Origin of the sequence: Halorubrum ezzemoulense (assembly GCF_004126515.1) — an archaeon.
GTDB lineage: Archaea > Halobacteriota > Halobacteria > Halobacteriales > Haloferacaceae > Halorubrum > Halorubrum ezzemoulense.
The window spans coordinates 2986924-2998844 of sequence record NZ_CP034940.1; the positions used below are offsets into that span (position 1 = coordinate 2986924).

The 11921-nt window shown below is 70.8% G+C and carries 11 protein-coding genes; 7 read left to right on the forward strand and 4 right to left on the reverse strand.

Going from position 1 to position 11921, the window contains the following annotated elements; genetic code table 11:
* Window positions 1-33 precede the first annotated feature (33 nt).
* The 4 genes from EO776_RS15235 to EO776_RS15250 all read left to right on the forward strand — a co-directional run bounded on the left by EO776_RS15235 (window position 34) and on the right by EO776_RS15250 (window position 4972).
* Window positions 34-1266: a thiamine ABC transporter substrate-binding protein gene (locus EO776_RS15235; RefSeq protein WP_129452521.1), complete on the forward strand. Its 1233-nt coding sequence runs from the start codon at window positions 34-36 to the stop codon at window positions 1264-1266.
* A gap of 27 nt (window positions 1267-1293) precedes the next feature.
* Window positions 1294-3090: an ABC transporter permease gene (locus tag EO776_RS15240; RefSeq protein ID WP_129452522.1), complete on the forward strand. Its 1797-nt coding sequence runs from the start codon at window positions 1294-1296 to the stop codon at window positions 3088-3090.
* On the forward strand, window positions 3080-4249 hold the full coding sequence (locus EO776_RS15245; protein WP_086216879.1) for an ABC transporter ATP-binding protein: 1170 nt from the start codon (window positions 3080-3082) through the stop codon (window positions 4247-4249). Before EO776_RS15240 ends, EO776_RS15245 begins: the two co-directional genes overlap by 11 nt.
* A gap of 465 nt (window positions 4250-4714) precedes the next feature.
* Window positions 4715-4972 carry a DUF7561 family protein gene (locus tag EO776_RS15250; RefSeq protein ID WP_049932058.1) on the forward strand — a complete coding sequence of 86 codons (258 nt, stop codon included), beginning with the start codon at window positions 4715-4717 and terminating at the stop codon, window positions 4970-4972.
* 47 nt (window positions 4973-5019) lie between these two features.
* Here EO776_RS15250 and EO776_RS15255 read toward each other — a convergent pair whose 3' ends face one another.
* A complete protein-coding gene (locus EO776_RS15255) occupies window positions 5020-7413 on the reverse strand; it encodes an amino acid permease (protein WP_129452523.1) in 2394 nt (797 codons plus the stop codon).
* 213 nt (window positions 7414-7626) lie between these two features.
* On the opposite strand from EO776_RS15255, the gene EO776_RS15260 reads away from it, so the two are divergent.
* Entirely contained in the window at window positions 7627-8736 is a 1110-nt protein-coding gene (locus EO776_RS15260) for a pyridoxal-phosphate-dependent aminotransferase family protein (protein WP_094494303.1), read from the forward strand.
* Window positions 8737-8791: 55 nt separating this feature from the next.
* Here EO776_RS15260 and EO776_RS15265 read toward each other — a convergent pair whose 3' ends face one another.
* From EO776_RS15265 to EO776_RS15275, 3 genes are all read right to left on the reverse strand, one after another.
* Complete coding sequence (locus EO776_RS15265) at window positions 8792-9088, reverse strand: hypothetical protein (protein ID WP_129452524.1); 297 nt, start codon at window positions 9086-9088, stop codon at window positions 8792-8794.
* A gap of 69 nt (window positions 9089-9157) precedes the next feature.
* A complete protein-coding gene (locus EO776_RS15270) occupies window positions 9158-9457 on the reverse strand; it encodes a DUF424 domain-containing protein (protein WP_049932049.1) in 300 nt (99 codons plus the stop codon).
* A complete protein-coding gene (locus EO776_RS15275) occupies window positions 9458-10321 on the reverse strand; it encodes a tetratricopeptide repeat protein (protein WP_129452525.1) in 864 nt (287 codons plus the stop codon).
* A gap of 111 nt (window positions 10322-10432) precedes the next feature.
* Here EO776_RS15275 and EO776_RS15280 point away from each other — a divergent pair, with 111 nt between their 5' ends.
* Window positions 10433-11125 carry an SdpI family protein gene (locus tag EO776_RS15280; protein WP_094519670.1) on the forward strand — a complete coding sequence of 231 codons (693 nt, stop codon included), beginning with the start codon at window positions 10433-10435 and terminating at the stop codon, window positions 11123-11125.
* 127 nt (window positions 11126-11252) lie between these two features.
* Window positions 11253-11915 carry a DUF7119 family protein gene (locus EO776_RS15285; RefSeq protein ID WP_086220468.1) on the forward strand — a complete coding sequence of 221 codons (663 nt, stop codon included), beginning with the start codon at window positions 11253-11255 and terminating at the stop codon, window positions 11913-11915.
* The last annotated feature ends 6 nt before the right edge of the window (window positions 11916-11921 follow it).

An 11921-nucleotide genomic window follows, 5' to 3' on the forward strand; every position in this document is an offset into this window, starting at 1 on the left:
CCTTATGTAACCACCGAGTACAACAACCGAGTGATGACCGACGACGAAAGCAGGACACGGCGGCGACGCGCTCGGCCACACACCCGACGGCGGTTCCTGACTGCGGCCGGGGCGGCGGGGGCCATCGCGCTCGCCGGCTGTAGCGCGGAGCAGGTCGACGACGGGGGCGACGGCGGGGACGGGGACGGCGGCAACGGAACCGACGACGGCGGATCGGAGAGCGGCGACGGCGGCGACGAGACGCCGACTCTGACGGTCGCCACGTACACGAACTTCATCGACGCGCCGTCGGTGAGCCCCGGCGAGTGGCTCAAAGAGGAGTTCGAGAGCCGGTACGACGCCACGCTGGAGTGGGCGACGCCCGACAACGAGGTGAACTACTACGTCGAGCGCGCCGCCTCTGGCGCGGGCATCGACGCCGACCTCTACGTCGGACTCACGACGGAGGACCTCGTCCGCGTCGACGGGGCGCTCGACGAGGACCTCTTCGCCGAGGCGGGCGACGTCGACGGGCGCGACGCGGTCAAGGAGGGACTCCGGTTCGACCCGTTCGAGCGGGCGGTCCCGTTCGACACCGGCTACGTCAGCCTCGTGTACGACAGCACGACCACAGAGGCGCCGGAGACGTTCGACGGACTGCTCGACGACGAGCACGCGGGCGCGCTCATCGCGCAGAACCCCGGCGGCTCCGCGACCGGGCGGGCGTTCCTCCTCCACACGATCAGCCGCTTCGGCGACGGCGGGGTCGCGAGCGACGGCGACGGCGAGGCCGTCGCGGGCGGGGACGGCGACCCCGACTACGACTACCTCGACTACTGGGCGGAACTCCAAGCGAACGACGTGCGCGTGCTGGGGAGTTGGGACGACGCGTACGCGGCGTGGAGCGAGGGGGAGGCGCCGATCGTCGTCTCCTACTCCACCGATCAGGTGTTCGCGGACATGGAGGACGCGGACCTCCAGAAGCACCAGATCCGCTTTTTGAACGACCAGGCGTACGCGAACCCGGAGGGGATGGCCCTCTTCGCCGACGCAGACGAGCCCGACCTCGCCCGCGAGTTCATGTCGTTCATGCTGGAGCCGGACGTTCAGGGGGAGATCGCCCAGCGCAACGTCGCGTTCCCGTCGACCGACGGCGCGGAGCTGCCGAGCGACTACGCCGAGCTGGCGAAGGAGCCGGCCGACCCGGTGACGTTCACCTACGACGAGCTCCAGGGCTCGGTCGACGCGTGGGTCGAGGCCTGGGAGCGGCAATACGCCGGGAACTGATCGCGTGTCCGACGAGGGACCGAGCGCGTGACCGACCACGACGGGCGACTGTCTCGGCTCGGGGAGTGGGCCGAGGCGCGCGCGCTGACGGCGCTCGCGGTCCTCACCAGCGCCGCGCTCGTCGTCGCCTTCTACTACCCGACGGCGACCGTCCTGATTGAGGCGGTCGTCGTCGACGGCGCCGTCACCCTCGGCGCCTTCGCCGAGGTGCTCACCGACCCGTTCTACTTCGGCGAACTCGCCCGGCTGCTGTCGGGCGAGTCCCCGGTCGCGGTCGCGCGGGCGCTCCTCTCGCCGGACCGCCGGCTCGGGATCGTCGGCTTCACCGCGTACCAAGCGGTCCTCTCGACCGTCGCGAGCGTCGCCCTGGGCCTCCCGGCCGCCTACCTGCTCGCGCGCTTCGAGTTCCCCGGGCGGCGAACCCTGCGCTCGCTCACCATCGTCCCGTTCGTCCTCCCGTCGATCATGGTGGCGGTCGGGTTCGTCGCCACGTTCGGCGAGAACGGCACGTTGAACGCCGCCCTGACGACGCTCGGACTCCCGCGGGTCGAACTCATGTTCACCCTCGAAGCGGTGGTGATCGCCCACGCGTTCTACAACGCGCCGCTGGTGGCGCGCGTGACGACCGCGGCGTGGGAGTCGGTGGACGCGAGCGCGGTCGAGACCGCCCGCAGCCTCGGCGCCGGGCCGGTCCGGGCGTTCGTCGACGTGGTCGCGCCGCAGGTGTACCCCGCCGTCCTCACGGGCGCGGCGCTGACGTTCGTGTTCACCTTCGGAACCTTCCCCATCGTCCTGGCGCTCGGGGGGTTCGAGCTCGTGACCGTCGAGGTGCTCGTCTACCGGTTGGTGCGGGACCTGAGCTACGCCGAGGCCGCCGTGCTTGCGATCATCGAACTCGCGGTCTCGCTCGGCGTCCTGCTCGCGTACCTCCGGTACGAGGCCCGGCAGCCGACCGGCGCGCGCGGCGCTCGGCCGCTCCCCCGGCGCCCGCTCTCCCCGCCCGCCGCGACGCTCCGCGAGCTGTTGCCGCGGGCCGGGCTGGCCGCCTACGCGGTCGTCGCCGGGGTCGTCTTCCTCGCGCCCATCGCGTCGATGGTCCTCGCGTCGGTGACCGGCGGCGACGGCGCGATCACGCTCGACCACTACCGATTCCTAGTCGAGCGCCAGCAGACGGGGGCGGCGTTTCAGGTGCGGCCGTGGCCCGCGATCCGGAACTCGCTCGCATTCGCGACGGGCGCGACGCTGCTCGCGCTCCCGATGGGCGTCGTCGTCGCGGTGTTGACCACGCGGCGGTACCGCGGGCGGACGCTGGTCGACGCGGCCGCGATGGCGCCGCTGGCGGTGTCGGGGATCATCGTCGGGCTCGGTCTCCTGCGGGGGCTCGTCTTCGGCGTCGAGATCGGGGGGTGGCGGATCGCCGCGAGCGGCGCGGCCGCGATCGTCGTCGCGCACGCGGTCTCGGGCTACCCGTTCGTCGTGCGCACCGTCTCGCCCGGGCTCGCCGGGCTGGACCGCTCGCTCGTCGAGTCCGCGCGGGCGCTCGGCGCCTCGCGGGCGCGGGTGATCCGGGACGTGGAGATCCCCCTCGTCTGGCCCGCGGTCGTCGCGGGCGCGGCGTTCGCGTTCGCCGTCTCGATCGGCGAGTTCACCTCGACCGTCGTGCTGGCGACCGGCGCCGACGCGTACACGATGCCCGTCGCGATCGAACGGTTCATCGGGCGGCGGCTCGGACCGGCGACCGCCATGGGCGTCGTCCTGCTCGTCGTCACCGGGGTCAGCTTCGTCGTCATCGAGCGGCTCGGGGGTGACCACCGTGGGCTCTGAACCGAAGTCGGAGTCTGCGCCCGACCCACCGGTCGCGGTCGAACTCGACGGGGTGACGAAGCGCTACGGCGAGACGGCCGCGGTCGACGACGTGCGCCTCCGGGTGCGGGAGGGCGAGTTCTTCACGCTCGTCGGTCCCTCCGGCTGCGGGAAGACGACGACGCTCCGCCTGATCGCCGGGTTCGAGGAGCCGACGAGCGGGACGGTCCGGTTCGGCGGCGAGTCGGTCGCCGGCGTGCCCCCGGAGGACCGCGACGTGGGCGTCGTCTTCCAGAGCTACGCGCTGTTCCCGCACATGACCGTCGGAGAGAACGTCGCGTACGGGCTCAACTTCGCCGACCCGCCCGACGGCGTCACGCGCGACGAGCGCGTCGCGGAACTTCTCGAACTGGTCGACCTGCCGGACGCCGCCGACCGCGACCCGGAGAGCCTCTCGGGCGGGCAACAGCAGCGGATCGCGATGGCGCGGGCGCTCGCGCCCGGCCCCGACGTGCTCCTCCTCGACGAGCCGATGAGCGCGCTCGACGCACGGCTCCGCGAACGGCTCCGCGCGCAGGTGAAGCGGATCCAGTCCGAACTGTCGATTACCACGATATACGTCACGCACGACCAGGAGGAGGCGCTGGCCGTCTCCGACCGCGTCGCGGTGATGAACGACGGGACGCCGGAGCAGGTGGCACCCCCGCGGACGGTGTACCGCGAGCCCGCGACGCGGTTCGTCGCGGAGTTCGTCGGCGACAATAACGTGTTCGCGGGCCGTGTCGTGGAGTCGCTCGGCGAAGGCGAACTCGCGGTCGACGTCGACGGCGGCGACGAGACCCTCCGCGTCGCACCCGGGGGCGGCGGCGATGCTGGGGAGGGCGCGCCCGCGACGAACTCGCCCGAAGTCGGCGACCGGATCGCGTTCTGCGTCCGTCCGGAACACCTGCGCGTCGCGAGCGCGGGCGGAGCAGGGGGCGGCGAGACCGCCGCTCCGGTCGGCGAAAACACGCTGCGCGCGACGGTCGCCAGCGCGGAGTTCCTCGGCGAGACAACGCGCGTCACGCTCGACTGGGGCGACCGCGAACTGCTCGTCCGGACCGTCGACCCCCTCGACGGCGCGGTTGCGGTCGGGTTCGACCCGAGCGACGGACACGTTATCGACGCGGAGCAGCGCTGAATCCCTCACGGTGGCGCGTGCCTGCGAGCGGCCGCCCTCGGCGGCCGCGACGGAGCGCGCGAGGTCGCCGGCGCTACGCGCCGGCTGCCAGAGAATCTTCGATTCTCGCTGGACGCGGTGAGCGCTCGGAGAGCGCGAACCGCGAGGCTGGGAAGGCGTGAGGCGCCGTGCGGTTGCGGTCGGGCGGGACTCAAAGGGGGAGCCGGCGGGGCGGGCGCACGCTCGCTGCGCGCCTCACTCGGTCGCTGTCGCTCCCTCGTTCGGTGCTTACGTCGCCTGCGCCCGCCCCGCCGGCTGGGGCTTTGGGAGTGTTCGCCGCCGATCTGCTGATAGTCGCTTATAAACGAGTGGGTGCTGACCGAGCGGTGTTCACCGCAGAGCTGTCAATCGCGTCTCTCCAAACAGCGGCGATATATAATTACCGAGGCGACACGCCTTACCCCGCGGACCCCGTGAGAGACGCGTATGGCCTCCGAGGCGTGCGACGTGTGCGAGCGGTCCGTGCGGATCGCCGGCGGGATCGGCGACCTGTGGAACTTCGCGTTCGAGTCGACGCAGGGGCTGACGCTCGAACTCACCGACGGCTCGGAGTTCTTCCTCTGTTTCGACTGTATGGAGCGGCTCCCCGACGACCACGAGCCGACCGCCGAGGACGTCGCCGCCCTCCGGGAGCGCACCGACCCGGTCGAGGACGACGACAACCACTTCTGGCACTGGGGCTGACGGGGATCGTTCGGACGCCACCCGCTATGTAACATAAATTCGCCGCGTCAGTCTGCCTTCGACTCGTCGCCCGCGCTCGACCCCTGGTCCGCGCCCTCGTCGATCTCGGGCGTCGACGGCTCCGGTCCGACGCCAACCTCCGCTGGCGTCTCCATCGCGTCCGTCACGTCGTTCGACCGCGCGCCGCTCCCGAACAGCCGGCCGAGGATGCCGCGCGCGCTGCGCGGCTCCGCGAGCAGCACGGAACACTCCACCTCGTTGAGCACGTCCAACACGAGCGACCCGCTGACCAGCCGCGAGAGCAGTCCCTTCTGGGTCGCGCCGATGATGAGCATCGTCGCGTCGCGGGCGGCGCGCTCGATGCTGTTCTCGACGTCGCCGCTTTCGATCCGGAGCGTGGCGTCGGAGAGGTCGTGCGCGTCGGCCCACTCGGTGAGGAACGCGCGGCCCGCCTCCTCGTCGTCCTCGGCGACGTGGAGCAGCGTGACCTCGCCGTCGAACTCGGTCTGGAGCATCTTCGCGACGGCGCCGGAGAGGTCCGAGGCCGGACCGCCCGCGGTCGGCACGAGGATGCGCGAGGCGTCGAACCCGCGGTCGCGGAACACGAGGAAGTCCGAGGGGAGCGAGTACGCCAGCTCGTCGACTGCGGACTCGGCGCGCCCGGGCGCCCCGTGAGAGTCCTCGCCCCAGCCCATCACGGTCATGTCGGCGCCGTAGGTGCGCGCGGCGTCGAACACCTCCTCGAACACGCGGTGCGACAGGACGACGTGGGTCTCCACGTCGACGCCGAACGTCTCGGCGTCCTCGCGGGCCTGATCGAGGAGACCGTGCGCCGCCTCGTGGGCGCCGCGGTCCCGGGCCGCCTCCAGCGAGGTCTGGTCAGGGACGTTCGCGATGTTGACCGCGACGACGGTCCCGTTCCGCTGCTTTGCGATGGCCGAGGCGAGCGTGATCAGGTGTTCCTCGGTCGCGGGGTTCGCGAGCGGCACCATCACCCGGTAGTCGTCGCCGCTCGGCTGGACGGCGGTCGCCGCCGAGACGGCCTGCTCGGGCAGGTCCTCGGAGCGGTCGAGGATCCACGAGCCGAGCACGCCACGCGCCTCCACCTTCCCGCGGGCGTACAGCAGGTACCAGAGCAGCGCGAAGACGACGAGCCCGGCGGACAGCAGAATGATCGTCGGGTCGATGTAGATTATCAGCGCGAACGACGATATCGTACCGATGATCGGAACGAGCGGGTAGAACGGGACCTCGAAGTCGGGATCGTACCCCTCGACCTCCGACTCGCGCATTACGATGAGCGCGAGATTGAGCAGCCCGTAGACGACGAGGTGGAGGACGGAGCCCATCGTCGACAGCGACTCGACGCTCCCGGCGACGAGGAAGACGAGGATGAGCGCGCCGGTGAGCGCGATCGACTTGTAGGGCGTTCCGAACCGCTCGTGGATCTCGTTGAGCGACGGCGTGACGATCTTCTCGCGGCCCATCGCGAAGTTGATCCGCGACGAGGAGAGGATCGACGCGTTCGCGGACGAGGCGGTCGCGAGGAGCCCGCCGATCAGGAGCATGCTGGCGCCGAGCGCGCCCAGCGAGAAGCCGAACACCTCGTACTGCCCGAAGAGGAGTCTGGCGGCGTCGACGACCGCGGTCTCGTTGTTCGCGACGAGTTCGTTCGGCACCGCCGCGAGGAGGACGAGGAGGAACAGCGCGTAGACGACCGTTACGATGACGACCGAGCCGAGCACCGCGAGCGGGAGGTTGCGGCCGGGATTCTTGATCTCCTCGGCGACCGAGGTGATCTGGACGAAGCCGAGGTACGAGACGAAGATGATCCCCGTCACCGGCAGCACCTGACTCGTCGTGCCCGGCGGGGCGAGCGGCCGGAGCGATTCCATGTCGGCGTTCAGGATGCCGACGACGGTGAAGACGGCGAGGATCCCGAGCAGCGACATCACGATGACGATCTGGAGGCCGCCGGTCTCCTTCGCGCCGAAGTAGTTGACCGCGATGAAGAGGAGCGCGCCCGCGAGCCCGATCACCTGCGCCGCCTCCAGCGTCACGAAGCCGATCCCGACCGGACCGATCCCGACGAGCGCGTTGACGTACTCGCCGAAGCCGTACATGTAGAAGGCGGACGCGAACGCGAGCCCGAGCCAGTTCGCCCACCCCGCGACGGAGCCGAACATTGGCCCGAGCGCGCGGTTAACGTAAAAGTACGCCCCACCGGACTTCGGCATCGCGGTGCCCAGCTCGGAGGCCGAAAGCGCCGTGAACAGCGCGATCACGCCGCCGAGGACGAAGGTGAACGCCGCGAGCGGCCCGGCGCGGGCGACCGCGGTGCCGGGCAGGACGAAGATCCCAGCGCCGATCATCGTCCCGATCCCGATGGTGAGCGCCGCGAGCGGGCCGAGGTCCTTCGCGAGCTCCTCGTCGCCGCTCACGGCGGGCCACCCCGGGCGGTTGCGACTCTCGGTGTATGTATCATACCATGATTCTCTGCTCTGTGCCTATAAAGACGGTTGATCCGCGCAACTCCGTCGCGGTGCCGCCTCGGCCCGCCGCCGGTCGCGCCCGGCGCCGGCGTTCCCGGTTTTTGAACGTAACACAAGGAACATACCCGCACGCGTCCCGGTACGAACTGACAGGTGGATCCCGTGACGAAGAAACGCGAATACCGCGACGACTACGACGAGAAGACGCTGTACATCCCCGGCCCGACGGAGGTCCGCGACGACGTCATCGAGGCGATGGCCGAGCCGATGTTCGGGCACCGGATGGACCGGATGACCGACCTGTACACCACTATCGTCGAGGACACGAAGGAGTTCCTCGGCACCGACCACGAGGTCGTAATTCTCACCGGCTCCGGCACGGAGTTCTGGGAGGCGACGACGCTCAACCTCGTCGACGAGCACGTCCTCGTCCCGACTTGCGGCGCGTTCAGCGAGCGCTACGCCAACGTCGCCGAGCGGCTCGGCAAGGACGTCGACCGGCTAGAGTACGAGTGGGGCGAGGCGGTCAAACCCGCGGACGTGCGCGAGGCGATCGAGTCCGCGGACGCGAAGTACGACATGGTCGCGGGCGTGATGAACGAGTCGTCCACCGGCGTGCGGAACCCGGTCGAGGAGATCGGCGACGTGATCGCCGAGTACCCGGACACGTACTTCGCGGTCGACGCCGTCTCGTCGCTCGGCGGCGACTACGTCGACATCGACGAACACGGCATCGACGTGATCTTCGCGTCCACTCAGAAGGCGTTCGCGATGCCGCCGGGGCTCGCGGTCTGCGTCGTGAGTGACGACGCCTACGACCGCGAGGTCGAGAAGGGCGACTCCTCGTGGTACGGCGGCTTCCGCCGGACGATCGACTACTACGACCGGAAGGGACAGACCCACTCGACGCCCGCCATTCCGATCATGCTGGCGTATCGCAAGCAGATGAAACGCATGCTGGAGGAGGGCCACCGCGCCCGCGACGAGCGCCACCGCGAGATGACGGAGTACGTCCACGACTGGGCCGACGAACACTTCGCGATGTTCCCCGAGGCGGGGTACGAGTCGCAGACGGTCGCCTGCATCGAGAACACGCAGGGGATCGACGTGGCCGCGACGATCGAGGAAGTGAGCGAGGAGTACGACATGGCGTTCTCGAACGGCTACGGCGACCTCGGCGAGGAGACGTTCCGGATCGGCCACATGGGCGAGCACACCGTCGAGAGCGTGAAGGAACTCACCGACGCCATCGAGGACGTCGCCGGGCTCTGATCGGGTTTCGCCACCCGGTCCGGCCCGTCTTCCGAGTCGATCCGTCTCCCGATCCTCAGTCTCCCTCGCGGTCGGCGACGAGTTCGATCCGGTAGATCTGCCCGCCGCTCTCGGTGCGGTCGGCGTCGACGACGACGAAGGCGTGGTCGCCCACGTCGACGATGTCCCCCGTGTCGAGCGGCTCCGTCGGTCCGTCGTCCGGTTCGTCGCCCGGGGCCGCGCTTTCGCCGACGGCGTCCGCGCCGACGCCGAGCGCGGCCTCCCCGCGGTCGATCGCGCGCCGCCAGAAGGCGTCGGACGGCGGCCGCGGCCCCACCCGCGACGCCAGTTCGCTCCGCGTGAGTCGTCTCATCGGATTCGCCTCGTCGCCCGCGCCCTTAGCCGGTTCGGATCCCGGCGAGACGCGGGCGGCGGTGCGCCGCTACAGCCAGAGCAACTGCGCGTGCCGCGTCTCCTCGAACTCTAAGACGGTCTCCTCGTCGACAAGCCCCGCGTCGACGGCGACGCCGACCGCCTCGGTGCCGACGATGTTCGCGACCTGTGCGCGCTGAAGTCCCGCGACGACCTCCTCGGCGGTCGCCTCGACGGCGTCGTCGCCGCCGTAGAACTCCTCGCTCACGGTGATCGTCGCGCGGCCGTTGTCGTACGTCTCGCCGAGGCAGTCCGGATCACAGACGGAGACGAGCCGTCCCTCGGCGGTCTCGCGCTCGCGGAGGAGCATTCAGAAGCCCTCTGGCCCCTCGCCCTGAAGCTCTCGCTCCGGGCCCTCGGGGTCGCCGCCCCGCCCGCCGCCGGCCTGCCCGCCCTGACGGCCCTGCCCGCCGGGTCCGGGGGCCTGTCCAGTCTGCTCTTCGACCATCTGCTCTTCGGCCTCGCGACGGAGCTCCTCGGCGCGGTCGGCGACTTCCTCGGCCTGCTCGTGCTCGCCGGCCTCCTCGAGGGCGCGCGCCTTCTCTTCGAGGACCCCCGCGTCGCGGTAGCCGAGGCGGATCGCGTTGTCGAAGCACTTGACCGCGTCCTCGGCGAGCCCGCGCTCGACCAGCAGGAACCCGCGGTTGTACCACGCTTCCGCGAAGCGCGGGTCGGTCTCGACGGCGCGCTCGGCGTGTTCGAGCGCCTGCTCGCTCCGGCCGGACTCCCAGAGCGAGTACGCGAGGTTCGTCTCGGCGGTCGCGGCGTGTTCGGACTCCTCGTCGATCCGGAGCGCCTCCTGATACGCGCCGATCGCCTGGTCGAACTCCTCCAACTGGGCGTGGGCGGCGCCCTTGTTCACCCACGCCTCCTGCGCTTCCAGCGAGTCCTCCTCGGCGAAGTTGGCGGCGCGTTCGAACGTCTCCGTCGCCTCTTCGAACCGGTTGATCCCCATGTACGAGAGGCCCACGTCGATCAGCTGCTCGACGTCGACGTCCTCGCTGCCGATGTTCCGGCGGTCCAGCTCCTCGGTCAGCACCCGGGAGTCGACCGGGTCGACGCGGCTCGGGTCCTCGCCGAGCTCCGGCGGGTCGAGCGTGAACGCGTCGTAGTCGGCGTCGACGCCCTGCCCCGAGGAGAACTCGTGGCCGTCGTCGTCGCGTTCGTCGGTCATATGGCCAGAGTTGGCGGTCACGACCGGTAAGGGTTGCGTCGCGCCGGGGTCTTCGGGTCGGAGTCGCACGGGTGGGTACCTTTTATCGGTTCGGCGCGTGTCTCCGGCCGCATGCCCTCCGAATCCGTGCTCTCCACGCGGCTCCGGTTCGGCGTCGCGGTCCTCCTCGTCGCCGTCGGCGCCGCCGCAAGCCTCGCAGTCGCACCGGACCTCCCGCAGCGAATGGTAACGCGGTGGAACGCCGCCGGCGAGCCGACCGAGACGCTCTCGCGGACGGCCGGGATGTGGCTCGTGCCGGGGCTCGCGGTCGGACTGATCGGCCTGTTCGCCGTGCTCCCGCGGATCGATCCCCTGCGGGAGAACGTCGCGGCGTTCCGGGTCCACTACGACCGGTTCGTCGTCGTCCTCACGGCGTTCCTGGTCGCCCTCCACCTCGCCGTGCTCGCCGTCAACCTCGGCTACGCGGTCGACGTGACGACGGTCGCGGCCGCCGGCGGCGCCGCGCTGTTCTACTACCTCGGGACCCTGCTCCCGCACGTCGAGCCGAACTGGTTCCTCGGGATCCGGACGCCGTGGACGCTCAGCGACGACGCCGTCTGGGACCGCACCCACGCGCTCGGTGCTCGGCTGTTCAAGCTCTCGGCCGCGATCGCCGCCGTCGGTCTCTTCGCCGGCGAGTACGCCGTGTACTTCCTCGTCGGCCCGGCGCTCGCGACCGCCGCGGTCACCGTGGCGTACTCGTACCTCCTGTACGCGAGGGGAACGGACGAGGGTGACGACGGGGCGGCCCGGACCCCGAAGTAGCGTCGAGCGCCGACGACCGGTCCGGACCGCGAAGCGCATCGACCCCCGGCGATCCGGCGCGTCCGGCGTTCGAGCGAGTTCCGCCCCGGTGCCCGGCGTTTATATTCGCGGCCCCGAAGGTGTGTGTATGACCGAGGAGTCACGCGCTGACCGACGGTCCCCCGTCGGCGAACCGGTGGTCCGGTCGGACCCGTCGGTGACCGGCGACCGGGCCGCGGACGCGGTGGGGTTCGACCCGAACGACCCCGACAGCGTCGCCGAGGCCGCGAGGACCGTGGGCCGCTTCGCGGCCGGCGACGTCGGCGACGACGACAACGTCCTGATGCTGCGCGGCGCCGCCGCCTGCGCGGCGCTCGTCCGCGGTGTCGGGTCGTACAAGGAAGCCGCCGAACGTGCCGGAGACGACGTGAGCGTCGCGTTTATCCGGAAGTGGGCGCGGGTCCACGACCTCCCGCAGGCGATCCGGCGGCAGGTCGCCAACGGGCGAATCGCCCCCAGCGCGGCGAAACACGTCGCGCGGCTCGGCGGGCGGGACCGCTACCTGCTCGCGTGGGCGACGATCGACGGCGACCTCACCGTGCGGGAGGTCCGCGCGATCGCGTCCGCGGTCAACGACGGCGCGGAGGTCGAGGCCGCCGTCCGCGAGGCCGGGGTCGAACTCGGTCGGCTTCAGGTCCGGCTCCCGGCGGAGACGTACGTCGAGCTGCGCCGACGGGCGTCGATGGAGAGCGTCGATCCGGGGTCGATCGTCGCCGACGCGGTCGACGAGTACCTCGACGGCGACCGGTAGGAACTG